This is a genomic window from Streptomyces sp. NPDC057702 (assembly GCF_042799315.1).
Classification (GTDB): domain Bacteria; phylum Actinomycetota; class Actinomycetes; order Streptomycetales; family Streptomycetaceae; genus Streptomyces.
The window spans coordinates 57,242-82,828 of sequence record NZ_JBHVJC010000011.1 but is presented as its reverse complement, the minus strand read 5'-3'; the positions used below and the strand labels follow the sequence as shown (position 1 = coordinate 82,828).

The window sequence follows — 25,587 nt, the reverse complement described above, 5'->3', positions numbered from 1 at the left end:
AGCCCCTGGCGCAATAGCGCAAGGGGCTCTTGCACCGAGATGCTACCTGAGGAAGGACCGAGGTGTCGGCTCCAGAGTCCCTCGTGAGCGCAACGCCACCGCTGCTCATGATCATCGACCCGAGCGCCCGGCGCGCCGACGGGGAGTCCGTGCGCATCGCCAAGGACGTGCTGTGCGCCCGCGCGACCACGAAGATCTGCCTGCCGGACGACCCCGACGAGCTCAGCCGGGCGCTGACCCGGCGGGGTGGCAGACGGCCGGTCGTGGTGGGTGACGACCGTGCCCTGTCGCGCGTGGTCACGCTGCTGCACCGGGAGCGCGCGCTGTCCGCGACGCCACTGGCGATGGTCCCGGTCGGGCCGCCCGGCACGCTCCGGCTGGCCAGCGCGCTCGGTGTGCCCACCGACGCGGTCGGCGCCGCCCGCGCTGTCGTCGACGGCGCCGACCAGCGCCTGGACCTGCTGGTGGACGACAGCGACGGGGTGGTGATCGGCGAACTGTGCGTGCCGCACGGCGGTGACCCGGCCGTGTGGGACCTGGCGGGCGCGCGGGAGGAGCCGCCCCGGCCGCGAGGCGACGCGGGCACCGGCGGGCCAAAGGGTCCGGACGCCGGTCGGGTCGCCGGGCCGGGCGCCGAACGGGCCCCGGAGCTGGCCCCCGACCGCCCGGCCGGGGACGCGGCCGAGGGCCGGCCGGGCGCGTGGCGCGCCCCCGACCCCGTGGCCGACGCCGCCGGTGACGAGGCCGACGGGGACGGCCGGGTGCCGCGCCAGCGGCACGGACGGGAACCGGCGTCGGGGCGGGCCAGGACGTGGTGGTCGCCGGCGGCCCGCACCGCCCGCACCGCGCTCACGCTGCTGACCACGCCGGGCGCCGGCCGGACGGGACCGGGCGGCGTGCCGGGGCGCCGGGCCCGGCAGCCGGTCGTCCGGCTGCGGGTGGAGGCGGACGGCGTGCTGCTCGCCGACCTCGACCACCCGGTGGAGCGGGTCTCGGTGGCCACCGGCCCGCTGTCCGCCGGCATCGCGGCCCGCCCGCCCGACGCCGCCCCGCGCCCGCGCGGTCTGGCCGAGGTGGTCGTGTACGGGCACGTGTCGGGCGGCCCGGTACGCCTGGCGGCCCGGGCCGTCACCGTCTCCGGCCCCGACTTCCGCTACTGGGCCGACACGGTCACCTCGGGCCCGGTCCGCACCCGCACCTGGCGCCTGCTCCCCGACGCCTGGTCCCTCACCCTCCCGCGCTGACGCGCGGCACCTCGCGTGCTCGCGGCACCTCGCGTGCCGGCGCGCGGTCCGGGCCGCACCGCCGTGGCCTTGCGCGCCGACGCGCGCCGGCCTTCGTGAGGGGGCCCACCCCACGTGGGCGGGTGCGGCGGCGCGGCCTGCGCAGGCGCGCGGCGGCGCGGCTGGTGCAGGCGGGTGGCGGCGCGGCTGGTGCAGGCGGGTGGCGGCGCGGCTGGTGCAGGCGGGTGGCGGCGCGGCTGGTGTAGGCGGGTGGCGGCGGCCCGCCGCGAGTGGGGCGGGTGCGGCGGCGCAGCTCGCGTGGGTGTGCGCGGCGGCGCAGCTCGCGCGGACGGGGGGGTCAGCGGCTCGGTCCGCGCGAGCGGGTGCAGCGGCCCGGCTCGCACCGGCGGAAGCGACGGCCGCCCGGCTCGCGCAGGCGGACACGGCGACGCGGCTCGCGTAGGCGGCTGGCGGCGGCCCGCCGCGTGCAGGCGAGCACGGCGGCCGACCCCGCGTGGGTGTGCGCGGCGGCGCAGCTCGCGCGGACGGGGGGCGACGGCTCGGGCCACGTAGGCGCGCGGCGGCACGGCTGGCGTAGCCGACAGACAACGGCGCACCCCGCACGGGACAGATGGCAGCGACCCGGCCCGCGCAGGCGGACGGCGGCCCGGTCCGCGCGAGCAGACGCAACGACCCGGCTCGCGCAGGCGGACACGGCGACGGCCCAGCTCGCGCCGGCGGACACGGCGGCGCAACTCGCACAGCCAAGGGGGACAGCAGCCCACCCCCACGCGGCAAACACGACGACCCACCCCCGCGCGGCAAGCAAGCACGACGACCCGCCCCGCGCAGGCGGTGGCGGCGGCCTGCCGCGCGTGGGGCGGGTGTGGCGGCCCGGTTCGATCCGGCCCTGCCCCGGGTGTGCGTGGGTGGCGTGCGGGACGGCGTACGACGCGGGGGCTGGGGCGGGGGCGCGTTCGCGGCCGGACGGACGGCCGGCCGGGGGCGTGGCCCGGGTCCGGGGGCGGCGGGTGGGCGGCCGGAGCGTGGTCCGGCCCCGGGGCTCGGCGGGCCGGCGTGGCGGCGGGAGCGGGGGCCCGGCGGGCGGCGGGCCGGCGTGGCGGCGGGAGCCTTCGGGGTGCGGTCGGGGTGGGGATCAGCTCGCGTCCGGGTGGCCCGCGCGGCGCTTGAGTTGCTGTGCGCGCCAACGGTCCATGATCGAGAGCAGTTCGCCCTGGAGGTACTCGAAGAAGTCGGCGGTCTCGGCCATCCGCTCCCCGGCCGGGGTGTGTCTGCCCAGGGCGTCGGCGCCGTCGCGCAGGGTCTGCTCCCAGCGGTCGAGGACCTGGTCGCGGCGGGTGATCGTCTCGTACCACAGGTCCGTGTGCACCTGGTAGCGGTCGCGGCGGGAGCCCGGTTCGCGCTCCCGGCCGACCATGTGGACCTGGGAGAGGTAGCGGATCGCGCCGGAGACCGCGGCGGGGCTGATGCGGAGCTGTTCGGCGAGTTCGGCCGAGGTGAGCGAGCCGGTGTCGGAGGCCAGCAGCGCGGCGAACACCCGGGAGGCCATGCGCTGGAGACCGGCCTCGGTCAGCTCCGCCGCGAAGCGCTCGACGAACCGGCCGACGGCGTCCTCGTTCCGCCCGGCCGGCGCGGCGTCGGCCCCGGCGCCGCCTCCGGCATCCGGGCCGGTCCCGACCGGCGTCCCGCCCGGTCCTGCGGCCGGCGTCTCAGCCGGCTTCCTGGCCGGCCCGGTCGCGGGCCGCGCCCCGCTCGCCGCCGGCTCCCGCGCCACCTGGGCCGCCCCACGTTCCGTCATCCCGCGCTCCGTCGTCTCGCCCGACACCCATCATCCCCGCTGCTCAGATCCCCCTCGCCGATTATACGTTTCCTTAACTTCACAAGTTTCTGAAAATCGAGTAGCTTCGGCGCCATGACGACGGCAATCACCGTGTCCGACCTCCACAAGACCTTCGGCCGGACGCACGCGTTGGACGGCCTCGACCTCGATGTCCGCTCGGGCGAGGTGCACGGCTTCCTCGGCCCCAACGGCGCGGGCAAGTCCACCACCATCCGCGTCCTGCTCGGATTGCTCCGGGCGACGAGCGGCGCCGTGCAACTGCTCGGCAAGGACCCCTGGCACGACGCGGTGGAGCTGCACCAGCGGCTCGCCTACGTCCCCGGCGACGTCACGCTGTGGCGGAACCTGAGCGGCGGCGAGGTCATCGACCTGTACGGGCGGCTGCGCGGCGGGCTCGACACACGCCGTCGCGCCGACCTCCTGGAGCGCTTCGACCTGGACCCGACGAAGAAGGGCCGCACCTACTCCAAGGGCAACCGGCAGAAGGTCGCGCTGGTCGCGGCGTTCGCCTCGGACGTCGAGCTGCTCATCCTCGACGAGCCGACCTCCGGCCTCGACCCGCTCATGGAAGAGGTCTTCCGCGACTGCGTCAGCGAGGAGCGCGAGCGCGGCCGGACCGTCCTGCTGTCGAGCCACATCCTCAGCGAGGTCGAGGCGCTGTGCGACCGGGTCAGCATCATCCGCAAGGGCCGTACCGTCGAGTCCGGCTCGCTCGCCTCGCTGCGTCACCTGACCCGCACCTCCGTCGCGGCCGAACTGGACGGCGAGCCGACCGGCCTGGGCACGCTGTCCGGCGTACACGACCTCGACATACAGGGCCGGCGGGTCCGGCTCCAGGTGGACGCGCACCAGTTGGGCGAGGTGCTCAGGCGGCTCAGTCAGGTCGGCGTGCGCAGCCTGACCTCCACGCCGCCCACGCTGGAGGAGCTGTTCCTGCGCCACTACCAGGCGGACGCCACCGACGCGGCCGAGGTCGCCGACGGCGCCCGGCAGCGGGCGAGCGCGCGATGACCGCCGTGGCCGACGCGCGGTTCGCGCCCTCCGCCGGGCGCCTCCGGCGCGACCTGACCGGCACGGGCACGCTGGTGCGGCTGGCGCTGCGCCGCGACCGGGTCATGATGCCGGTCTGGGTGCTGTGTCTGGGCCTGTCCGCGAGCAGCACCGTCAACCGTCTGAACAGCGCGTACGGCACCCCCGAGAAGCGCGCCGACCTGGCCGCCGACATGAACGCCAACGGCTCCACGCGGGCCCTGTTCGGCGCGGCCTTCGACGACTCGCTGGGCGCCCTGACGGTGTGGCGGGTGGGGGCCTTCCTCACCGTCCTCGCCGGTGTCATGAGCCTGCTCGTCGTCGTCCGGCACACCCGCGAGGAGGAGGAGACGGGCCGACAGGAGGCGTTGTCCTCCGGGATGGTCGGCCGGCGCGCGGGGCTCACCTCAGCGCTGATCACCGTCGGCATCGCCAACGGCGCCGTCGCCCTGCTCATCGCCGCCACCCTGACGGGCCAGGGCGGCCGGGGCGCACTGGCGCTCGGGCTCGCCGTCGGCCTGAGCGGCACGGCCTTCGGGGCGGTCGCGGCGGTCGCCGCGCAGGTCACCGAGAACGCCCGGGTCGCGCGCGGGCTGGCCGCCGCCGCCCTGGGCACGGCGTTCGTCCTGCGGATGGGCGGCGACGCGGCCAAGGACGGCTCGGCCGGCTCCAGCCACGTACTGGTCTGGCTCTCGCCGCTGGGCTGGGCGGAGAACGCCCGGCCCTACGCCGACGAACGCTGGTGGCCGCTACTGCTGTTGGCCGCGCTGACGGCGGTGGCCGTCGGCGTCGCGTACGCGCTGGCCGGCCGCCGCGACATCGGTGCCAGCTTCTTCGCCTCCCGGCCGGGTCCCGCCACCGCCGGGCCGGGCCTCGGTTCGGTGTACGGCCTCGCCTGGCGGCTCCAGCGCGGCTCGCTGCTGGCCTGGACGGCCGGTCTGGCCTTCGCGGGGGCGGTGTTCGGCGGCATCGCCGACGGCGCCGACGACTTCCTGGGCGACAGCGAGAGCACCCGGGACACCTTCCTGCGAATGGGCGGCCAGAACGGGCTGACGGACGCGTTCCTCGCCTCGATGGTCGGCATCCTGGGCCTGGCGGTCACCCTCTACACGGCCGGCTCCGTGCTGCGGCTGCGCGGTGAGGAGAGCGACCAGCGCGCGGAGCCGCTGCTGGCCAACGCGGTCGGCCGGGTGCGCTGGGCGGCCAGCCACCTGGTCGTGGCCTACCTCGGCCCGGTCGTCGTCCTCGCGGCGGGCGGCCTCGCGCTGGGCACCGCGTACGGGGCGGCCTCCGGCGACCTCGGCGGCGAGGTGCCACGGGTGCTCGGCGCCACGCTGCTCCAGGTGCCGGCGGTGTGGGTGGTGACCTCGGGGGCGGTGTTCCTGTACGGCGTGGCCCCCAGGTTCACGGCGGCCACCTGGGGCGTGGTCGGGTTCGTGGTGGCCGTCGGCTGGCTCGGCCCGGCGCTGGAGCTGCCCCGGGCGGTGATGCGCCTCTCGCCCTTCGGCCACCTGCCGAAGGTGCCCGGCGGCGACGTCACGCTCGCCCCGTTCCTGTGGTTGCCGCTGATCGCCGCCGCGCTGCTGGCCGCCGGCCTGACCGGACTGCGCCGGCGCGACATGAGCGGCTAGCGGTACGGACGAGTTATCCACAGGCTGTGGACGAGTCGGGGTGGCGGGCTGACGGGTGGCGGGTTGGCCGGCTGACGGGGTCGCGGGTGGCGCGGTGACGGGTGGGCGGGCTGGCGCGTGGTGGGGCGGTGGGCTGGTGGGTTAGGCCTCGACCAGGAGCTCGCGCAGGCCGCGCTGGACGAAGCCGGGCTTGCGGGGCGGCGCGGCCACGGGGCGCAGCCGGGGTGCGCGGCGTAGCAACTCCTCGAAGACGGCGCGGAGTTCGACGCGGGCCAGCGGCGCGCCCAGGCAGTAGTGGATGCCGGCGCCGAAGGACACGTGCGGGTTGTCGGCGCGCGTCAGGTCGAGTCGGCCGGGTGCGGCGAAGCGCCGCGGGTCGTGGTTGGCCGAGCCGAAGAGCAGGGCCACCTCGCTGCCGCGCGGGATGGCCGTCCCGCCCACCTCGATGTCGTCCAGCACCCACCGTTCGAACAGGTGCAGCGGCCCGTCGTAGCGCAACAGCTCCTCGATGGCGGTGGGCAGCAGGCCCGGGTCGGCGCGCAGCGCGGCCAGTTGCTCCGGGTGTCGGAACAGCGCCCACCAGCTGTTGCCCGTCGCGTTCACGCTCGCCTCGTGGCCCGCGTTGAGCAGCAGGACACAGGTGGAGACCATTTCCTGCTCGGTCAGCCGGTCGCCCGCGTCATGCGCCGCGATCATGGCGCTGACCAGGTCGTCACGGGGCGCCGTACGCCGGGCCGCGATCAGCTCGCGGAGGTAGTCGGAGAACTCGACGCTGGCGCGGACGGCGCGGCGGGCGGTCTCGGGGCCCGGGTTGAGCTCGTACATCGCGCAGATCTCCGCCGACCAGGGGCGCAGCGCGGCGCGGTCGGCGGGCGGCACGCCGAGAAGTTCGGCGATGACGGCCACCGGCAACGGCTCGGCGACCTCGGCGATCAGGTCGCCGCCCCCCTCGGCGAGCAGCCCGTCCACCAGGCTGGCGGTCAGCCGGCGCACGACGGGTTCCAGCCGCTCCACGGTGCGGGGCGTGAACGCCTGGGAGACGAGCCCGCGGACGCGCGGGTGCGCGGGCGGCTCCAGGTCGAGCAGCCCGTGCCCGTCGAGCGTGTGGAACGGCTCGTGCTCGGGCGGCGGCGCCGGACGACCGAACTCCTCGTGGCTGAACCGGTGCGTGTAACTCCGCCCCAGGCGGCGGTCGGTGAGCAGCGCGCGCACGTCGTCGTGGTGCGGGATCAGCCACTGGTCGGTCGGCGCGAAGTAGTGCGCCCGACCGCGCTCGCGCAACTCCGCGTAGGCGGGGTACGGATCGGCGGCGAACCGCGGGTCCCAGGGATCGAAGGCCACTGCCGCGCTCATCCCCCCACTATGGCGGGCCCACCGGGCCGCGACCAGGTGGCCCCGCGCGCCGGCGCGACGGCCGCGCGCAACGGCCGGCGCGGTGCCACGCTCGCGGACCGGACCCGGACCCGGACCGGACCGGGCTGGACCGGACCGGGCTGGACCGGACCGGGCTGGGTCGCTCCGGGCCCGGCGAGCCCGCACGGTGGGCACGCCGGCGGAGCGGGTGGGCGGCGCGGGCGTACGGCCCCGACGGGGCGGAGCCTTGGGCGTACGGCTTGGGCGGGACGGGCCGCGCGGGGGCACGGCCTCGGCGCGGCGACGCTTCGAGCGTACGGCCCCGCCGGGGGTGGGGCGCTGCGGGCCCGGTCCGACAGGTCAGACCAGGCGCGCCAGTTCCGCCAGGACGGTGTGGGCCGCCGGTGCGGCCGGGTCGATGAGCGGGAAGTGGCCGACGCCGTCGAGGCGTACGAGCCGGACGGGTTGCCCGGCGTCGGCCGCCGCCGCCACGAACGCCTCCGCGACGGCGGGTGGTACGTCCTCGTCCTCGGCGCCCTGCACCACGGTCGTGGGCACCCCGCTCGGCACCAGCACGGCCGGATCGGTGCAGGCCGACCGGTGCGCGAGCAGCGCGGCGAGGGGCGCGGATACGGAGGGGGGCGGGGTCGCGGGCGCGGGCTGGGCCACGGAGGTGGACGCGGGCGGGGTCGTTGGGCGCGCGGCGGCGGGCGGGGTCGGGGTGGCGGGCGGAACGGTGGCGGTGGCGGCTGGTGTGGCCGGTGTGACACCCGGGGAGTCCGACGCGGCCGGGGCGGTGCCCGGACCTCCCGGCGTGCCGGCCGAGCCAGCGGACGTGGGGGACGTGGCGGTCGTCGGGTCGACCGGGCCGGCGTTCGGGGTGGTTGACGCGGCCGGTCGGGCGGTCGGCGTGACCGGTCGGGTGGTGGGGGGCTCGGGTGGGGTCAGCAGTTCGTCCACGGCGTGTGAGCAGACGCCCAGGGCGCGCGAGCTCGCGAAGTCCGCGATGGGGGCGAGCGCCACCACGCCCCGGAGCGTCGGCCGGGCCGCCAGCCACCACCGCGAGCCGACCGGCAACCGGTGCCGCGCCGCCGCCCAGAGCGCGGCGTGCCCGCCGGCCGAGTGCCCGGCGAGCACCGGCCGGTCCACGTCGACGTCCCCCCACCGCACGAGGCCCGCCGCCTCGTCACCGGCCAACCCGTCGGGGCCCACGGCCTCGTAGCCGGCCAGCCCCGCCGAGCCCGGCCCCGTACGACCCGGCCCGGTGGCGAGGTCGGCTCGTTCACGGTCCGCTCGCGCGGAGCCCGTGCGCACCCGGTCGGTTCGCGCGAGGTCCGGCCCGGTGGCGAGGGCGCGTACGAGGGTGGGCAGGGCGTCCAGGGCCGCCGCGATGTCGTCGAAGGTCTCCGGCCAGCGGCCCGCGCGCGGCAGTCCGGTGGCGGGCGCCGGAGTGTCCGCGCCGGTGGCCGGGCCGCGCCGGTACTCGACCGACGCGACCGCGAAGCCGTGCGCGGCGAGGTGGGCGGCGAGCGGGGACAGGTGGCGCCGGTCGTAGGGGGCCCGCCAGGCGCCACCGTGGAACAGCACCACCAGCGGCACCCGCGCTCCGCGCCGGCCATCGCGCACACCGGCCCCGACACCGGCCGGGCCACCACCCCCGACACCGACACCGGCCTGGGCACCCACACCGACACCGGCCGGGCCACCACCCCCGACACCGACACCGGCCTGGGCGCCCACACCGGCACCAGAGCCACCCCCGCCGCCAGCCGAAGCACTCACCCCCGCCCCGGTGCCGACACCGACACCGGCACCGGCCTCCGCGCCACCCGTCCCGGTCGGGGCGATGACGCGCGCGGCGTCGGGCGGCGGGGTGCCGTCCCGGGGCAGGAAGAGGTCGACCACCTGGTCCGGGTGCGGCCCGTAGCCGACCGTGGCGGTGGGCGCCACGTCCGCGTGGCCGAACGCCGACGCCTCCTCCCGCTGCGCGCGCGTCATCGCGGGGGTCATGACGTCCGCAACACCTCCCCCAGCTCCCACGCGGCGCGCTCCACGTCGGCGTAGGCCGTGTACAGCGGGGTGAAGCCGAACCGCAGCACGTCGGGCCGGCGGTAGTCGATGACCACGCCACGGTCGAGCAGCCGCTCGGTCACCTCGCCGGCGCCCGCGCAGCGCACCGCGACCTGGCTGCCGCGCTCGGCGTGCGCGCTCGGCGTCAGCGTCTCGACCGCGCCGGGCGGCACGTACGCCGCGACGCAGGTCAGGAAGAAGTCCGCCAGGTCCAGACTCTTGGCCCGGACGGACGCGACGCTGACGCCCCGCCACGCGTCCAGGGCGCTCTCCAGCGCCAGCATCGACAGGATGTCCGGCGTGCCGACCCGGCCCCGGACCGCTCCGTCGGCCGGGGCGTACCCGGTGGCCATGGCGAAGGGGTCGGCGTGCGAGTTCCAGCCGGGCAACGGCGAGTCGAAGCGCTGCTGGTGTCGGGCGGCGACGTACAGGTAGGCCGGTGCGCCCGGGCCGCCGTTGAGGTACTTGTACGTGCACCCCACGGCCAGGTCGACGCCGTGCGCGTCCAGGTCGACCGGCAGCGCGCCCGCGCTGTGGCACAGGTCCCAGACCGCCACCGCCCCCACCGCGTGCAGGGCGGCGGTGGTGCCGGGCAGGTCGTGCAGGCGGCCCGAGCGGTAGTCGACGTGGTTGACGAGGGCCAGCGCCGTCCGCGTGCCGGCCTCGGCCGCGACCGCCTCGGCGGTGACGGGTCGCAGCACGCAGCCGGTGAGCCGGGCGGCGGACTCGGCGATGTAGCCGTCCGTGGGGAACGTGGTCTCGTCGACCAGGATCTCGTCCCGCCCGTCGCCGGTCGCGGTGTCGGCGCCCCGGGCCAGCCGTACGCCCGCGACCACCGCCTTGAGGACGTTGACGCTGGTCGAGTCGCCGACCACGACCTGCCCCGGGGCGGCCCCGACGAGTGCGCCGACCCGGTCGCCGATCCGCTCCGGCGCCGTCCACCACTGGTTGCGCGACCAGGAGGTGATGCGGTCGCGGCCCCACTCGCGCTCGATGACCTCGGCCACCCGGCCCGGCACGCTCCGGGGCAGGGCGCCCAGCGAGTTGCCGTCGAGGTAGACCGTGCCGTTCGGGTCGTCGGCCGCGTCCACCACGAAGCGTTCGCGGACCGTGGCCAGTGGGTCCTCGCCGTCCCGGCGCGCGGCCTCGGCAGCGTGCGCGCGTCCCGCGGCGGGGGTCGCGGCGGTCGCCCGGGGGGCCGGGCCCGCGAGCGCGGGCCCGGCCGGTACGTGCTCAGACATAGCTACGCGCCGTCCACAGCTCGGGGAAGACCTGCTTGCCGGCGCGCTTTTCCAGCCAGGCCACGCCCGCCGAACCGCCCGTGCCGGTCTTGGCGCCCATCGCGCGCCGGGTGGCCACCAGGTGGTCGTTGCGCCAGCGCCAGACCAGTTCGGCGACCTCGGTGAGCGCCTCGCCGAGCGAGACCAGGCTGCCGCCCGCGCCGCCCACGGCGGCGGCCTGCGCCACCGCCCGCGCGGCCTGCGGCGACAGCTCGCCCTTGGCCACCGGCGTGGGCTGGGTGCCGGTTCCGGCGCCGACTCCGGCCGGGGTGGGCGCCGGGGCGCCCGAGTAGATGAGCTGCCAGGCCCGCTCGACGGACGCGTGCGGCTCGTAGCGCTGGGTCACGTCCCGGCGCAGCACCTCGTCCGGGATCTCGTAGCCGCGCCGGGCCAGGTAGCGCACGACCTCGTCGTACAGGCTCGGCTCGGCCAGCGCCTTCTCCAGCTCGGCGTACTCGCGCGCCGCGCCCCGGTGCGGGACCAGCATCGACGCGGCCTTGTCGCCGAGCAGGAACTCCAGCCGGCGGAACATCGCCGACTGGAAGCCCGAGCCCTCGCCGAGGGCGCTGCGGTACGCGTTGAACTCGCCCGGCGTCATGTGCGCCAGCGGCTTCCAGGAGGCGTTGAGGGCCTCCAGCTCGTATGTCGAGCGCTTGAGCGCGGCCAGGGCGGCCGGCAGGTCGTCCTCGCGCAGCGCGTCCGCCGCGGTCTGCCACTCGTGGGTGAGAACCGTGAACCACAGCTCCATCACCTGGCTCGTGACCAGGAAGACCATCTCGCCCGGGTCGTCGGAGAGCGGCTGCTGGAGGTGGGTGAGCACGGACGCCTTGACGTAGTCGTCGTACGGCGTGGTGCCCTGGAAGTCGAGGTTCGGGGTGGCGGGCTCGACCCCGTTTGTGCCGGAGTGTCCACTGTGCTGGGACATGGTGTCTCCTCAGTCCTGCTTCCGGGTAGCGGTCCGCCCCTTCCTGATCGGCATGGGAGCCCCGGTCCCCTCTCGGACCCACGATCGCTGATCTTCGGGTCCTGCGCGCATCATGCGACGCGCGCGCCGCACACGGCAAGGGCCCGCCGGGTCGAGGTGGACGACCGGCGGGCCCGGTATTCGGACACCCGCGAGCGGGCGAACGCCGGCGCGCCCCACCGAGCGAGCCGGCCGGCCGGGATGGCCCGGCCGGTCCGCTCGTCGTGGTGGGCCCGCCGGCCCGGCTCAGCCCAGGGTGTCGGCGGCGGTCGGCGAGGAGTCGCGCAGGAAGGTCGAGCAGCGCTCGTACTCCTCCTGCTCGCCGATGGCCTGCGCGGCCCGCGCGAGCGCGTGCAGGGCGCGCAGGAAGCCACGGTTGGGCTCGTGCTCGAAGGGCACCGGCCCGTGGCCCTTCCAGCCGCTCCGGCGCAGCGCGTCCAGGCCCCGGTGGTAGCCGGTGCGGGCGTACGCGTAGGACTCGACGACGCGCCCCGCCACGAACGCCTCGTCGGCGAGCTGCGCCCAGGCGAGCGAGGAGGCAGGGTAGGCGGCGGCGACCTCGGCGGACGCGGCGCCGCTGGCGAGCAGCTCGCGCGGCCCGGGGTCGTCGGGCAGATGGGTCGGGGGAGGTCCCCCGAGCAGGTTCTCGTGAATGGCCATGGGTTCCAGTTTGCCGGACCGCGCCGCGTGGGGTCGCGTCGCGGTGAGGTCCGATGGTTGGCCGGATCTTCACGGTCCGAAAGCGTCCGAATCCCGCCGGCCGCCCGGGTGACACGGCGCGGGCGGGCGGGCCCGGCGGCCGGCCGGGCACGCGCGGGGGCGCGGCCCGCCCGGGAAGGCGGCCCGCCCAGGGGCACCACGCGCACCACGCGGCCCACCCGAGCGCCCCGGGTGACCCACCCGGGGGCGCGCCACCTGCCGGCGGCCGGGCTACGCGCCGGAGGGGGCCGGGTCGGGGGGCGGTGGGGCCTGGCCGGGTCGAGCCGGGGGCTCGCCCGGGTCGAGTGGGGGTGCCGCGAGGCCGCAGTGGTGGACGCACTCCGGGTGGCTGGGCTCGGCGTCGGGCTCGCCCGCGACCTGGGTGAGGGTGCCCGCGCGGACGCTCGCCCAGGCCAGCACCGAGCCGAGCAGCAGCACCCCGGCGCACCAGGGCATCGCGCGGCGGAAGGTCTCCTCGAACTCGCCGGCCGAGCGGTACGCCTCCGGACCCATGCCCGCCAGCAGCGGCAGCGCGGCCACCGCGATCAGGCCGGCCGCCCGCGCCGCCGCGTTGTTGATGCCGCTGGCCAGACCGGCCCGGCCGACGTCCACCGAGGCCAGCACCGTGGCGGTGAGCGGGGCCACCAGCGTCACCATGCCCGAGCCGAGGACCACCAGGGCGGGCAGCACGTCGCGCCAGTACACCGCGTCCGGGCCGACCCGCATCATCAGCAGCATGCCGGCCGCGCACAGCAGTGGCCCGACCGTCAGTGGCAGTCGGGGCCCGACGCGCTGGGCCAGTTCGCCGGAGCGGGCCGAGAACAGCAGCATGAGCACCGTGGTCGGCAGCAGCGCGGCACCGGCCTCCAGCGCCGAGTACCCCACCACCACCTGGAGCTGGACGACCGAGAGGAAGAAGAAGCCGCCGAAGGCCGCGTACACGCACAGGGTGACCAGGTTGATCGCGGTGAACTGACGACTGGCGAACAGGTCCGGCGGCAGCATCGGCTCCGCCCGGCGCGCCTCCAGCCAGCAGAACGCCACCGCCAGCAGCAGCCCGCCGCCGGCCGCGCCGAGCACCAGGGGCGAGGCCCCCGCGTCCGGCGCGGCGATCAGCGCGTACGTCACACCGGCCAGCGCCAGCGCGCCCAGGAGGGCCCCGGCGACGTCGAAGCGGCCGTGCGCCCTCGGGTCCCGGGACTCCGGCACGTGGCGTAGCGCGACCGGTACGCACACCAGGGCCAGCGGCACGTTCAGCAGGAACACCCAGCGCCAGCCCGGCCCGTCCACCAGCCAGCCGCCCACGAACGGGCCGACCGCCGCCGCCACACCACCGAGCCCCGACCAGGCGCCCACCGCCCGCGCCCGGTCCTTGGGACGGAACGCGGACTGGATGAGGGCCAGCGAGCCCGGCGTGAGCAGCGCACCGCCCACGCCCTGCAGGGCCCGCGCCCCGATCAGCACCCCGGCGTTCGGCGCGAGCCCGCACAGCAGCGAGGCCAGCGCGAACCACACCACCCCGACGACGAACACCCGCCGCCGCCCGTACCGGTCGCCCAGCGCCCCGCCGAGCAGGATCAGCGCGGCGAGGGTGAGCATGTACGCGTTGACGGTCCACTGGAGCCCGCCCAGGTCGGCGTCCAGGTCCTCGCCGATGCGCGGCAGCGCGACGTTGACGACGGTGCTGTCGAGCATGGCCATGCCCGAGCCGAGCACGGTGGTCAGCAGCACCCACCGCGCGGTGGGCGTCCCCATCCGCACGGCCCCCGCCGGCTCCTCGTCCGGCGCCGGCTCCTCGACCGGCCGGGCGTGGTCAGGCGCGGGGCCGGCGCCGGCGGCGCGGTCGGCGGGCCCGTGGTCGGGCGCGGGGCCGGGGCCCTCGGGGTCGGAGCCGGGGTGGGGGCGTCGCGGGTCCGTCATGTCTGTGATCCTGCGCGTCGCGGGGCCGCCCGGCCACCCCGACGCCGCACTTCACGGCGGATCACCCCCGGGTGGCCCGCTCCCCGGGAACACCGCCCACCCGGCGGCCGGGAGCGCCATCGCCGGGCCCCCGACCACCGGCCGGCCCGCCCGGGGCCCACCGGCCGCACCCCGTACGTCGAAGGGCCCACCCGCCGCGCCTCTGTCCGCCCACGCGCGCGCCCGGCGCCCGGTCCGCGCGTCCGGGGGCCGCTACGCCGACGGGCCCGCTCGCCCTCCGCACGGGTGAGCCGTGGGAGGGCGCCGGGCCCGTGGGCGGGTGGCGCGTGGCGGTGCCCGGCCGTCCCGGCCGGGGCCGGGAGTGGCGGGGTCGCCGCCGGACTACTTCAGCTTGGTGCCGGTGGCACGCAGGTCGGCGCACGCCTTGGTGACGCGGGCGGCCATGCCGGCCTCGGCGAGCTTGCCCCAGCTGCGCGGGTCGTAGGTCTTCTTGTTGCCGACCTCGCCGTCCACCTTGAGCACGCCGTCGTAGTTGCGGAACATGTGGTCCGCGATCGGGCGGGTGAAGGCGTACTGGGTGTCGGTGTCGAGGTTCATCTTCACGACGCCGTTGCCCAGCGCGACACGGATCTCCTCCTCCGTCGAGCCGGAGCCGCCGTGGAAGACGAAGTCGAACGGGTCGGCCTTGCCGGAGGTGGCGGCCAGGCCGTCCTGGAGGTCGCGCAGCAGCTCGGGGCGGAGCACGACGTTGCCCGGCTTGTAGACGCCGTGCACGTTGCCGAAGGAGGCGGCCAGCAGGTACCGGCCGTTCTCGCCCAGGCCGAGGGCCGCGGCGGTCTTCTCGACGTCGGCGACGGAGGTGTACAGCTCGTCGTTGATCTCGTGCGTGACGCCGTCCTCCTCGCCACCGGTCGGGGTGATCTCGACCTCAAGGATGATCTTCGCCTTGACGGCCGCGGCGAGCAGCTCCTTGGCGATGGCCAGGTTCTCGTCCAGCTTCTCGGCCGAACCGTCCCACATGTGGGACTGGAAGAGCGGGTTCTGGCCAGCGGCGACCCGCTCTTGGGAGAGGGCGATCAGCGGGCGGACGAAGCCGTCCAGCTTGTCCTTGGGGCAGTGGTCGGTGTGCAGCGCGATGTTGACCGGGTACTTCTTGGCCGCCACGTGCGCGAACTCCGCCAGGCCCACCGCGCCGGAGACCATGTCCTTGCTGTACTGACCGCCCAGGAACTCCGCCCCACCGGTGGAGACCTGGATGATGCCGTCGCTCTCGGCCTCGGCGAAGCCACGCAGCGCCGCGTGCAGGGTCTGCGTCGAGGTCACGTTGATTGCCGGGTAGGCGAACTTGCCTGCCTTCGCCCGGTCGAGCATCTCGTTGTAGACCTCGGGGGTTGCGATGGGCATGGGTCCGCTCCTTGTGAAGTGCCGGTTGCGTGGTGAATGCCCTGACCTAGGGGGCGACGTCATCGTCGCCCCCATCCTTCCAGACTCGTCCGGCTCCTCTCCACGGCGTGCCGCGCAGTGGACACCGGGCGCGCGAAGGGCGGGGGCCGTTTCACGTGAAACAGCCCCCGCCCTCGACAAAAGTGCAGGTCAGATGATCATTTACGGTCGGTCGGCCGGTCAGTTCAGGCCGAGGTCGGCCAGCCCGTACGCCTGGTAGTACGGCAGCCCCGCGGCCTCGATCGCGGACGCGGCGCCCCGCTCGACGATGACGGCCACGGCCACCACCTCGGCGCCCGCCTCGCGCGCCGCCTCGACGGCGGTCAGCGGGGAGCCACCGGTGGTCGAGGTGTCCTCCACGATCAGCACGCGCCGGCCCGCGATGTCCGGGCCCTCGATGCGCCGCTGGAGGCCGTGCGCCTTGTTGGCCTTGCGCACGACGAACGCGTCCAGGCGGCGCCCGCGCGCGGCGGCGGCGTGCAGCATCGACGTCGCCACCGGGTCGGCGCCCAGCGTGAGCCCGCCCACCGCCTCGTACTCCAGGTCGGCGGTCAGGTCGAGCATGACCTGACCGGCCAGCGGAGCGGCCTCGCCATCCAGGGTGACCCGGCGCAGGTCGATGTAGAAGTCGGCCTCCAGACCGGACGAGAGGGTCACCTTGCCGTGCACCACGGCCTTGTTCTTGATCTGCTCCAGGAGGGCATCACGCGCGTCGCTCATACGCACGAGGTTAGCCGTGCCCGGTGGCGACGCCCGCTCCCGCCCGGCGCGGCCTCACCCGCCCGGCGCGGCCTCACCCGCGCGGGGCGTCCCCGGCCCGGTCGACGGCGGCCTTGGCCAGGACCGCGGAGGTGCCAAGCACGGTCCCGGCGGGGCCCGCGTCGCCGGCCCGGGTGCTCACCGTGCGCTCGCCGAGGTAGGCGTGGCTGTTCCGGTCGAAGACCCACTGCGTCTGCTGGTCGCCCGCGGTGCGGGCGACCGCCACGCCCTCGCGGCCCGCCGCGTCCTTGGCCGCGCGGACCACGGTGACCCCGGGGATCTTCCCGGCCGCCCGGTAGAGCGCGGCGCTGACCTTCGGCGGCGCCCACGTCTCGGCCAGCAGCTCGCCGATCGCGGTGAACGCCCGCTGGTCGGGGTCCTGCCCCTGGCCCCGGGTCTGCTGGCGGATCAGCGCCAGCAGGGCGTCGGGGTCGGTGGGCAGCGAGGCGACGTAGGTGTGCGTCGGGTTGGTCACCGAGGGGCCGGAGCCGCTCGCGCTGGGCGAGGGCGTGGCCCCGGGGCGGTCGACGGTGTACACGGGGGCGTCGGAGCCGAGTTGGCTGTCGGGCTTGCCGGCCTCGCGCAGCAGGCCGGGGCGGCTGCCGTCGGCGGACAGCCACACTCGCCGGGTGTGCGCGGGCGGCAGGGTCACGGCGCCGCCGCCGGCGCTCTGGCCGGCGTAGGCGACCGTGCTCTGGACGTACACGAACTGGTCGGCCCGCACCGCCGGCGGCTCGCTCTGCGCGGCGGCCAGCGCGACACGGTTCAGCAACCGGGTCGCCTCGGGCACCTGCTGGGCCTCGACGCGCGTGCCGTCGGGCGCCGGGTCGTCGGTGCCGGAGAGGTTCACGGCGACGACGGCGCCGGCCGCCACGGCGCAGGCCAGCGCCGGCACCGCGAAGCGGACCAGGAGGCGGCGCTCGCGCGGCGGGCGGGCGGTCAGCCGGGGCCTGGCGGTGGCCGGCCGCTGGTCGGCGGCCTCGCTGAGCACGGCCTGGCGCAGCGCCCGCTCACGGTCGGGGGTCAGGTCGGGGACGGACGGCGGGGGCAGCAGCGCGGTCATCTCGTGCCGCTCGGCGCTCTCGGCGCGGTCCGACGCGTGGTGTCGCGGGGTGGCGTTCATCCGTGGTTCTCCTGGGGCAGCGAAGGGGCCACGGAGAAGCGGCCCGGCGGGGAGGAGTCGGGGGCGGCGGGGGCGGCGGCCGGGTCGGTCCCGGTCCCCAGGGTCGGCCAGGGGGAGCGGCGGGCCGGCGGGCCCTGCGCGGATGGCGCCTCGGACGCGGCCGGCGGGCCCTGCGGCGCCGACCGGCTCGCGCGGCGGGCCGCGCCGCGTGCCGGGCGGGGTTCGGCGGCGGCCAGTTCGCGTAGCCGGCCCCGGGCCCGGGAGAGCCGCGAGCGGACGGTACCCACGGGCACGTCGAGCACCTCGGCCGCGGCGGCGTAGTCCAGGCCGGCCCAGACGACCAGGGTGAAGACCTCCCGGTCGCGGCGGCGCAGCTTGGCCAGCGCGGCGCGGGCCACGCGCAGTTGCTCGGTGTCCGCCAGGTGCGCGACGACGTCGTCCGAGAAGTCGGGGACCGCGCCGCGCTCGGGCACGCGGGCCAGGGCGACGTCCCGGCGGCGGCGGGCGCGGGCGTCGCGGCGCATGATGTTGGTCGCGATGCCCAGGAGCCACGGGCGCAGGCTCTCCTCGCCCGGCCGCACGGTCTCCCGACCGCGCCACGCCTCCAGGAAGGTGGTGGACACGACGTCCTCGGCCTCGGCCCAGTCGCCGGTCACCCGCAGGGCGTACCGGTAGAGCACCTGGGCGTGCTCGTCGTACAACTCGCCCAGGGCGTCGCGGTCGCCGCGACGGAAGCGATGTCTCATGAGTGATTCCACACTGAGCACTGCCCCCCGGGAGGCCGGGGTTCCGGTGACCTGCGCCACACGGGCCACCCCGCCCGACGGCACGTGACGCGGGTCACGGGAACTCCGGCGCGCGGACGCGCAGTGCTGATCATGACTCTTTCCCCGTCGCCTCGGATGCCGCGCCGCACCGCCCTGCGGTCGCTGGTCGTGGCCACCGCCATCGTCGCCGGCACCCTGCCCGCCTACGCCGCCGCCTCCGACACCCCACGGACCGCCGACGCGCGGACGTACACCCTCACCATCCACCACCTGGGCCGCGACGGGCACGCCTCGCCGCACTACCGGACCCGCGTCGCCGGGTTCCCCACCAAGGAGGCCGACCAGGTCCTGTCCGAGGAGGACGGCGCCTCGGGCACCACCACGGTACGGCTCCCCCAGGGCCGCTACCTCCTGTCGTCCATGCTGAACAGCGACGACTACCGGGAGGGCACCGACTGGGTGGTCCAACCCCGGCTCGACCTCGACCGCGACACGACCATCACGTTCGACGCCCGCACCACCAAGCCGGTCGACGTGCGGCCCCCGGACAGCTCGGCCTCGCACGTCAGCGGCACCATGTTCGTCGCGGTCCGGCACGCCGGCGTCACCCGGGACGCCAACGTGATCGTCGCGACCCCCACGCTGCGCGTCGCCCACCGGGGCCCGGCCGCCGAGCCGGGCACGGTCAAGCGCTGGTACGACGCGTACTGGAACGGCGCGAAGCACCGCTACGCGCTGGGCGACGTCAGCACCGGCGACCGCGCGCTGACCGGGCTGGTCCGACACCCGGCCGTGGGGGACCTGGCCGAGCTGCGGGTCCGGGCCGCCGCCCGACCCGGCACCGCCGGCATCGCGCCCCTGTCCCTGGGGCCGAGCGGCGAGGCCGCCGGCTCCTACCTGGGCTCGATGAAGACCCCCGGCACCGTCAGCTTCCTGGTCACACCCCAGCGCGGGCCGTACGACATCGGCTACACCAACCCCCGCACCGAGGAGGAGGGCCCCTCGTCCTGGTACGAGGCCAGGAAGGTCGTCGGCCGGGTCGGGCACCCCGTCACGCACACCTTCGACAACGCCGTCTTCGGCCCCGTCCTGAGCGACGGCTCGGGCGTCACCCGCACCGGCGACCGGCTCACCGTCGACGTCCCGCTGCTCGCCGACGGCCAGGGCCACCTGCCGTTCGCGCAGCCGTACGCCACGGCCGCCACGACCCTGTACCGGAACGGGGCGCGGGTGCGGACGGTGACCGGCGAGCCCGGCAAGGCCACCTTCGACGTACCGGCCGGGCGGGCGAACTACCGCCTCACCAGCACCGTGCGGCGCGCCGGCGGGCCCGGCGTGGCCACCATCGTGACGGCGTCGTGGACCTTCGCCTCCCAGCGCACCGGTGCCAGGGCCGCGCTGCCGGTGAGCGTGGTGCGCTTCACGCCGTCGCTCGACACGGCCGGCACCGCGCCCGCCGGCAAGGCGCTGCGCGTCCCGGTGGCCGTGCGGGGCGCCGCCAGCCAGCGCGTGCGCGCGCTGGAGGTCGCGTACTCCGTCAACGGCGGCGCCTCCTGGCAGCGGGCCACGGTGACCGGCGGCGTCGCCACGATCCCGGCCCAGCGGGCCGGCACCGGCGTCGCGCTGCGGGCCAAGCTGACCGACACCGCGGGTAACACGCTCACCCAGACCGCGCTCGGCGCCTACCGGACCCGGTGACCCCCGCCCCGGCCCGGCGTGCTCCCGCGCGCCCGGCCGGGCCGCTCCCCCGTCCCCGTACGCCACCTCGCGCGCGCCCGCGCGCGGGGTGGCGCGCGGGCCCGGCCCCGCCCGGCAGCCGAGGCGGGGCCTGCCCCGGGGTCAGAACCGTCGCCAGCTCCAGGTGGTGGAGACCTCCAGCGGATCGATGGGCGTCACCAGGCGCGGCAGCGTGTTGAGGCCGTTCGGCGGCCCCGTCTGCGGCTCCACGCACACCGCCTCCGCCGGCTCGTCGAAGACCACGACCCAGCGCGCGCCGCTGGTGATCGTCAGTTCCAGCTGGGTGGGCCAGGTCAGCGTGACGTTGACGCCGTCCGGCATCCCGAAGCAGTCGTCCCACGGCCCGGGCAGCGGCTCGATCCGGCGCCCCGTGGGCAGGTGGTCCGCGCCGCGCTCCTCCTGCCACGCGGGATCGAACGCGATCCGCACCGGCGCGCCCGTCGGCCCGAGCTGACGCAGGAACCACGGGTGCCAGCCGGCCTGCGCGGGGAAGGAGTCGCCGCGCGTCTCCACGCCCATCGTCAACGTCAGCGCGTCATCGCCCAGTTCGAAGCTCTGGGTGACCCGCCCCCGGTAGGGCCACGGGTCGGTCAGGTCGCGGTAGAAGGTGGCGGACCGGTCGTCCACCCGCGCGGTACGCCAGGGCTGGTCGCGGACCGTGCCGTGGATGGCGTGTGGCGCCGCGTTGATCGGCATCTGGTGCCGGACGCCGCCCCGACCCGCCCCCGCCGCGCCCTCGCCGGTCGGGGTGACGAAGCTGCGGAACTGGCCCAGCTCGATCCGTCCGCACCAGGGCGCCATGGGGAAGGAGCCGTACCGCTCCCCCTGGCGCAACACCTCCAGGCCGTCGATGACCAGCGAGGTGATGCGGCAGCCGTCGTCCGGACGGACCGTCAACTCGGCGTTGCCCGGCGCCACCAGTCGTACGTCGCGCACGTCGGGGGCGCCATCCGTGGTCTCTTGGGTGCTCACCCCGCCGACCCTAGCCGCGCCCCACCCGGCCGACCTCCTCGGGCCACGGCGCGGCGCACCGAAGAGTGACGGCGCCAGGCGGGGCGGTACGCGCGCCGGGCGCGGCCGAGCGGGGCGGCGGCCCCGGTCACCTGCGGCGGCGGAGCACCCGGCCCACGACGACCGCCGAGGCGAGTACGGCGGCCACGGCCGGCGCGGCCCATCGCAGGGTGGCCACGGTGGACGCGGTCTCGGGGGCGGGCACCGGGGCGTACCGGCCGCGCGGCGGCGCGTGGTCCACCTCCTCCGCGCTGCGACCGATCATCGTCCGCCGCGCGTGCGCCGCCTCGGCGGGCGGCGCCTCCTCCTCGTCGCCGAGCACGATCGGCTCCGGCGAGGACGGCGGAACCTCGGTCTCGAACAGCGAGGCCGGCACCCCGTCCGGGGCCGCCTCGGCTTCCTCGGCGGCTGCCTCGCGCGGGTCGGCGCCGGTGTCGGCCTGGTCGGCGGTGTCCGCCGTGGCGTCGGCGGCGGTGTCGGCGTCACCCGTGGCACCGGCGCCCGAGGTCGCGGCGGCGGACGTCTCGTCGGAGCCGGGGGTGGGAGTGGCGTCGGGAGCGGGAGCGGCGTCGGCTGTCGGGGCGCCGGCGTCCGGCGCGCGGTCTGCCACCGCCTCGGACGTGTCCGAGGTCGCGGCGGCCTCGCGCGTGGCCGGGTCGCCCGCGCCGGGCACGCCCTCGGCGGCGTCCGGCACGGCACCGCCCGACGCCGGGTCGTCCGTCGTCAGGTCGCCCGGCGCGGGGCGCGGCTCGGGGGACGGCTCGGCCGCCAGGTCCGTGGTCAGTTCCTCGCCGAAGCGGTCGAGCAGGCGGCGGGCCGCCGTGGTCACCGTCGCCGCGTCGAACTCGGTCAGCCGTCCCTCACCGGCCGCGATCTCGACCTCCCCGGCGCAGTGCAGCGTCGTACCGCCGGCGGTCGACCGCGCGGCCACGGCCAGTGTCACCGTGACGCCGGTGCCGCCCCGCGCCTCGGTGCCCTCGCCGGCGTACTCGACGCGGCCCTCGCGCTCGACGACGCGCAGCACGCCCCGGTAGGTGATGGAGGAGCCGCCGATGCGCAGCCGCAGCCGGCCGGCGATGGTGTCCGAGCCGGCGTCGGCCTCGCGCCGCAGCCCCGGCAGGCAGCGGGCGATGCGCGCGGGCTCGACGAGCGCGCGTCGTACGACGTCCACGGGAACCGGAACGAACACCTCATGCTCCATGACCCCCGAGCGTACTCACCGGGTGTGCGATCGGGCATCGCCCCGTCCACATTCGCCGCGCCGCGTCGCCTGGCCACCACCCCGCCGCGAACGCGCCGTCACCGCGCCCGCCCACCCCACCACGGTGCGTGACATGGCAGCGACAAATGCTTCCGGCCCACCGCGCCACCGCCCACCGCCCCATCGCCCCGAGGCCGGCTACCCCGTCCCGTAGCGCGGGTGCGTCAGGGTGGACGCGGGCAGGCCCGGTCGCCGCAGCCGGTCCGCCATGCGCTCGGCCGCGCGCAGCGCCTCCGGGTTGAGCGAGCGCAGCGCGGGCCGCGCGTCGGGCAGCCGCAGGGCGGGCCGGTCGCGGGCGGCCAGCACCAGGCCCCAGTCGTGGTGGACGACCGAGGCGCGCGCCCGGTGGTCGGGCCCGCCGCGCTGCCGGCCGATGCGGCCGGTGATGCCGTACGGCGTGGTGCGCAGCCCGACGGACCGCACGGTGGTGTCGACCGTCCAGTACGCCCGGGACCGCGCGCCGAGCGTCCCGGCGTGCACGGCGAGCCGCGCGCGGGGCCGCATCACGCGCTCCACCAGCCCGTAGAACTCCCGCGAGTAGAGCTTGGTGCTGGCCATGAGATCGGGGTCGGGCAGGTCCGAGAGGACCACGTCGTAGCCGCCACCCGCCCGGCCGCCGGGGCTCGGCCCGCCGGGCTGGCCGCGCGTGCGCAGCCAGCTGAAGGCGTCCGCGCGCACCACCCGCACCCGTGGGTCGCCGAACGCGTGCCGGTTGAGCCGACTGAGCCCGGGGTCCTGGCGCGCCAACCGCACGATGGTGCCGTCGAGTTCGACCACCGTCACCGCGCGCACCTCGGGGTAGCGCAGCACCTCGCGCAGGGCGAGGCCGTCACCGCCGCCGAGGATCAGCACGCGGCCGTGGGGGCCGGCCATCGCGGGGTGGACGAGGGCCTCGTGGTAGCGGAACTCGTCGCGCGCGCTGACCCGCAGCTTCCCGTCGAGGTACAGCGCGAGGGGCGTCTCGCCGGTGCCGTGCCCGGCGCGCGGGCCGGGCTCCCGACCGGGCGGGTCGTCCGCGTCGGGCACACCGCCGGTGATGACGACCTCCTGTACGTCTGTGTGGACGGCCACCCGCACGTCCGGCCCGTACATCGCGCGCCGCGCCGCCCGCTCGAACGGGCCGGCCAGCGCCACCGCGCCGACCAACAGCACCAGGACGAGCCCGTTCACCGCGATCAGCGCACGGCGTCCGCGCCCGGTCAGGTCACGCCGGAAGACGCCCAGCACGAGCGCCCCGCCCACCACGACGTTGACCGCGCCGGTGAGCAGGGCGCCGAGCAGCTGGCCCAGCCGTGGCAGCAGGACGAAGGGGAAGGCCAGCCCACCGACGAGCGCCCCCACGTAGTCCGCGGCGAACAGGTCGGCGACCGCGCCGCCCGCGTCCTGTCGTCGCACGCGCTGGATCAGCGTCATCAGCAGCGGCACCTCGGCACCGATCAGCACGCCGATGACCAGCGAGAAGCCGACGATGGCCCACCAGGTCTCCCCGTGCCAGGCGAAGCACGCGTAGAGCGCCATCGCCGACGCCCCGCCCACCAGCGCCAGCGCCGACTCGACGATCCCGAACGCCAGCGCCGCACGCCTCCACATCCGCTTGGTGAGCAGCGATCCCGTGCCCATCGCGAAGACCATGACGGACAGCACGACGGACGCCTGTGTCACCGAGTCGCCTATCAGATACGAGGCGAGGGCGACCAGTTCGAGTTCGTACACCAATCCGCAGGCCGCGCAGAGGAACACGGTGGCCAGGACGGCGGAACGACCGAACGGGATCGGCACCCGAGCGGTCTCCTCGGGTTCCGTCGGCGATTCCCCGGCAGAGGGCACGAGGGGTACCGGCGGGTCGATCACGCGGTGAACGTTACGTGGCCTCCGACTCACCACCCATCACTCACACGGGGGGAACACAGGGCGCTTCAGAGCGAGTTGTGGGCTGCCAAGCGCCCGTTACGAGCACCGTTGAGCGCCCCGCGCGCGATCAGAGCGTGGCCACCACGCGCGCGCCCAGGCGCGTGCGCGTGGCCACCAGACACCCCTCCTGCGGATACGCGTGCCACGTGCGCCAGCCGATCTGCCCCTCGTGTCGGTGGGCGAGCATGGCCGTGAACGCGTGCGGGCTGCCGGGGAAGGTGCCGGCCAGGCCGTGCGGATGGTCGGCCACCAGGGCCAGCAGTTCCTGGGCGCGCCCCGCGAAGGAGCCGCGCGAGAGGGTCTCGATCCGGGCCGCGAACTCGTACTCGCGGCCTTCGACCAGCTTGGACACGCCCAGGGGAAGCGGGGTGCTGCTGCCGGGCATGCAGGCCACCGTCTCCGAGCAGTGCCCGTCACGCCCCTCCAGCAGGACCTGGTGGGAGGCGCCCAACAGACGTAACTGCACGGTGGCCTCGCCCAGGCGCAGGTCGAGCACGCCCAGCGCGGGCTGCGGTTCGCGGCCCAGGCACCAGGCGAGGTCGGAGGCTCGGGTATCGGTATAGGAAGTCTTGAGGGTCGTGAGCATGGGTCGGCTCCGCAAGCACGCAGTAGAAGATGGGCCGGCCCTTATTTCCCCGAACGGCAACCCCATCCCGTGGGAGACCAGGGAGTCACTATGCGCCGGCTGCTGACCACGTGAGGTCCGTGAGGTCCATAGGGCCCGAGAGACACGCAATCATGAAATGCGTGGCGGCACAGCCTTTTTACCCATCTTCGCCAGGTTTCCATCCCCTCGGGCGCCCCCCAGTTCAATTGTTCAACGTTTGAGCGCCCGGCAGGCCGTAGCCCGCCGGACGCATATGCAAATCGGCACGACTCAGCCGCATTACCGGCTATTAGCCGCCCCCACCGCCACCGCCGCCGCAGCCACCGCCACCCCCGCCCCCACAGGAAGAGCCCCCACCACACGAGGCCCCGCCACTGCACGAGGACCCCCCGTCACCTGACGAGGAACCGCCGTCGGAGGCCCACCAGCCACCGCCGCTGCTTCCACTGCCCCCACGGCCGTGCCGGCCCGGCCTGCGGCCGGGTCCCGGCTTGCGAGCCGAGGCGATCACCGCCCCCACCACCAGCACGACGGCCATGAACACCACAAAGCCCATGTCCTCACTGTCCTTTCGTTCCCCGTTGTCCCCCCGGAGCGAGGCACGGCAGCCGACGGGAATTCCTGGCGAACCGGGCTCGCCACGGCGCGCGACACGGCTCCGCGCGGCGGAGCGCGCACACGTCGGGCCGGGTTTCCCCTATGCCCTTATTCCCCCGTTGTCCCCGTTGCTCCCCAATACCCCCGTTGCCCCGTAGATTTCGCAGATTCTCTGGATTCTGTAGTTTCCGGTGTTTCGCTCTTTATCAGGGTGAGGGCGGATATTGCCGTCGAGAACGGCGTTCGGTGCGTGGTGCACGCCGCGCGCCGCCGCGAAGTCCGTGAAGAACGCAAAGTCCGCGCGGCGACGCCCCGCCCGCCCGAGCGCTACCGCCGTCTCC

The 25,587-nt window shown here is 76.1% G+C and carries 18 protein-coding genes and 1 pseudogene; 4 read left to right on the top strand and 15 right to left on the bottom strand.

All coding sequences use genetic code 11. From position 1 onward, the window contains the following. The first annotated feature begins 83 nt into the window (after positions 1 to 83). A complete protein-coding gene (locus ACFVFR_RS10395) occupies positions 84 to 1,244 on the top strand; it encodes a hypothetical protein (RefSeq protein WP_383699521.1) in 1,161 nt (386 codons plus the stop codon). A 1,135-nt stretch (positions 1,245 to 2,379) separates the two neighbouring features. Here ACFVFR_RS10395 and ACFVFR_RS10390 read toward each other — a convergent pair. Then, on the bottom strand, positions 2,380 to 2,817 hold the full coding sequence (locus ACFVFR_RS10390; RefSeq protein WP_383699676.1) for a GbsR/MarR family transcriptional regulator: 438 nt from the start codon (positions 2,815 to 2,817) through the stop codon (positions 2,380 to 2,382). A gap of 339 nt (positions 2,818 to 3,156) precedes the next feature. Here ACFVFR_RS10390 and ACFVFR_RS10385 point away from each other — a divergent pair, with 339 nt between their 5' ends. Beyond that, on the top strand, positions 3,157 to 4,095 hold the full coding sequence (locus tag ACFVFR_RS10385; RefSeq protein ID WP_383699520.1) for an ATP-binding cassette domain-containing protein: 939 nt from the start codon (positions 3,157 to 3,159) through the stop codon (positions 4,093 to 4,095). Continuing rightward, positions 4,092 to 5,744 (top strand): ABC transporter permease, encoded by a 1,653-nt coding sequence (locus ACFVFR_RS10380; RefSeq protein ID WP_383699518.1) that lies wholly within the window; start codon positions 4,092 to 4,094, stop codon positions 5,742 to 5,744. Before ACFVFR_RS10385 ends, ACFVFR_RS10380 begins: the two co-directional genes overlap by 4 nt. 141 nt (positions 5,745 to 5,885) lie before the next feature. On the opposite strand, the gene ACFVFR_RS10375 is transcribed toward ACFVFR_RS10380, so the two are convergent. The 10 genes and pseudogenes from ACFVFR_RS10375 to ACFVFR_RS10330 form a co-directional block, all read right to left on the bottom strand. After that, positions 5,886 to 7,097 carry a cytochrome P450 gene (locus ACFVFR_RS10375; RefSeq protein WP_383699516.1) on the bottom strand — a complete coding sequence of 404 codons (1,212 nt, stop codon included), beginning with the start codon at positions 7,095 to 7,097 and terminating at the stop codon, positions 5,886 to 5,888. A gap of 945 nt (positions 7,098 to 8,042) precedes the next feature. Further along, positions 8,043 to 8,783: pseudogene (locus ACFVFR_RS10370) on the bottom strand (alpha/beta hydrolase); the annotation flags it as partial. Between the two features lie 320 nt (positions 8,784 to 9,103). Next, the gene (gene kynU, locus ACFVFR_RS10365) at positions 9,104 to 10,408 is read right to left on the bottom strand and encodes a kynureninase (protein ID WP_383699514.1); all 1,305 of its coding nucleotides are present in this window, start codon (positions 10,406 to 10,408) and stop codon (positions 9,104 to 9,106) included. Then, a complete protein-coding gene (locus ACFVFR_RS10360; protein WP_383699512.1) occupies positions 10,401 to 11,372 on the bottom strand; it encodes a tryptophan 2,3-dioxygenase family protein in 972 nt (323 codons plus the stop codon). Before ACFVFR_RS10360 ends, kynU begins: the two co-directional genes overlap by 8 nt. 285 nt (positions 11,373 to 11,657) lie before the next feature. After that, on the bottom strand, positions 11,658 to 12,071 hold the full coding sequence (locus ACFVFR_RS10355) for a DUF3151 domain-containing protein (RefSeq protein ID WP_383699510.1): 414 nt from the start codon (positions 12,069 to 12,071) through the stop codon (positions 11,658 to 11,660). A 270-nt stretch (positions 12,072 to 12,341) separates the two neighbouring features. Further along, positions 12,342 to 13,865 (bottom strand): MFS transporter, encoded by a 1,524-nt coding sequence (locus ACFVFR_RS10350; RefSeq protein ID WP_383699674.1) that lies wholly within the window; start codon positions 13,863 to 13,865, stop codon positions 12,342 to 12,344. A 546-nt stretch (positions 13,866 to 14,411) separates the two neighbouring features. After that, positions 14,412 to 15,434, bottom strand: a complete 1,023-nt coding sequence (gene fbaA, locus ACFVFR_RS10345) for a class II fructose-bisphosphate aldolase (protein ID WP_383699508.1) — start codon at positions 15,432 to 15,434, stop codon at positions 14,412 to 14,414. A 219-nt stretch (positions 15,435 to 15,653) separates the two neighbouring features. Beyond that, on the bottom strand, positions 15,654 to 16,193 hold the full coding sequence (pyrE, locus tag ACFVFR_RS10340; RefSeq protein WP_383699506.1) for an orotate phosphoribosyltransferase: 540 nt from the start codon (positions 16,191 to 16,193) through the stop codon (positions 15,654 to 15,656). Positions 16,194 to 16,266: 73 nt separating this feature from the next. Beyond that, a complete protein-coding gene (locus ACFVFR_RS10335; protein ID WP_383699504.1) occupies positions 16,267 to 17,355 on the bottom strand; it encodes a CU044_5270 family protein in 1,089 nt (362 codons plus the stop codon). Next, the gene (locus tag ACFVFR_RS10330) at positions 17,352 to 18,101 is read right to left on the bottom strand and encodes an RNA polymerase sigma factor (RefSeq protein WP_383699502.1); all 750 of its coding nucleotides are present in this window, start codon (positions 18,099 to 18,101) and stop codon (positions 17,352 to 17,354) included. The genes ACFVFR_RS10335 and ACFVFR_RS10330 overlap by 4 nt, the downstream gene beginning before the upstream one ends. A 132-nt stretch (positions 18,102 to 18,233) precedes the next feature. Here ACFVFR_RS10330 and ACFVFR_RS10325 point away from each other — a divergent pair, with 132 nt between their 5' ends. Next, positions 18,234 to 19,820: a serine protease gene (locus ACFVFR_RS10325; RefSeq protein ID WP_383699500.1), complete on the top strand. Its 1,587-nt coding sequence runs from the start codon at positions 18,234 to 18,236 to the stop codon at positions 19,818 to 19,820. 141 nt (positions 19,821 to 19,961) lie between these two features. Here the strand turns inward: ACFVFR_RS10325 and ACFVFR_RS10320 are convergent, their stop codons facing one another. The 4 genes from ACFVFR_RS10320 to ACFVFR_RS10305 form a co-directional block, all read right to left on the bottom strand. Continuing rightward, on the bottom strand, positions 19,962 to 20,831 hold the full coding sequence (locus tag ACFVFR_RS10320) for an aldose 1-epimerase (RefSeq protein ID WP_383699498.1): 870 nt from the start codon (positions 20,829 to 20,831) through the stop codon (positions 19,962 to 19,964). Positions 20,832 to 20,958: 127 nt separating this feature from the next. Next, positions 20,959 to 22,071, bottom strand: a complete 1,113-nt coding sequence (locus ACFVFR_RS10315) for an SRPBCC family protein (RefSeq protein ID WP_383699496.1) — start codon at positions 22,069 to 22,071, stop codon at positions 20,959 to 20,961. Between the two features lie 198 nt (positions 22,072 to 22,269). Next, on the bottom strand, positions 22,270 to 23,982 hold the full coding sequence (locus tag ACFVFR_RS10310) for a polyamine aminopropyltransferase (protein WP_383699494.1): 1,713 nt from the start codon (positions 23,980 to 23,982) through the stop codon (positions 22,270 to 22,272). Between the two features lie 127 nt (positions 23,983 to 24,109). Then, positions 24,110 to 24,628, bottom strand: a complete 519-nt coding sequence (locus ACFVFR_RS10305; RefSeq protein ID WP_383699492.1) for a DUF2617 family protein — start codon at positions 24,626 to 24,628, stop codon at positions 24,110 to 24,112. Positions 24,629 to 25,587: the final 959 nt, after the last annotated feature.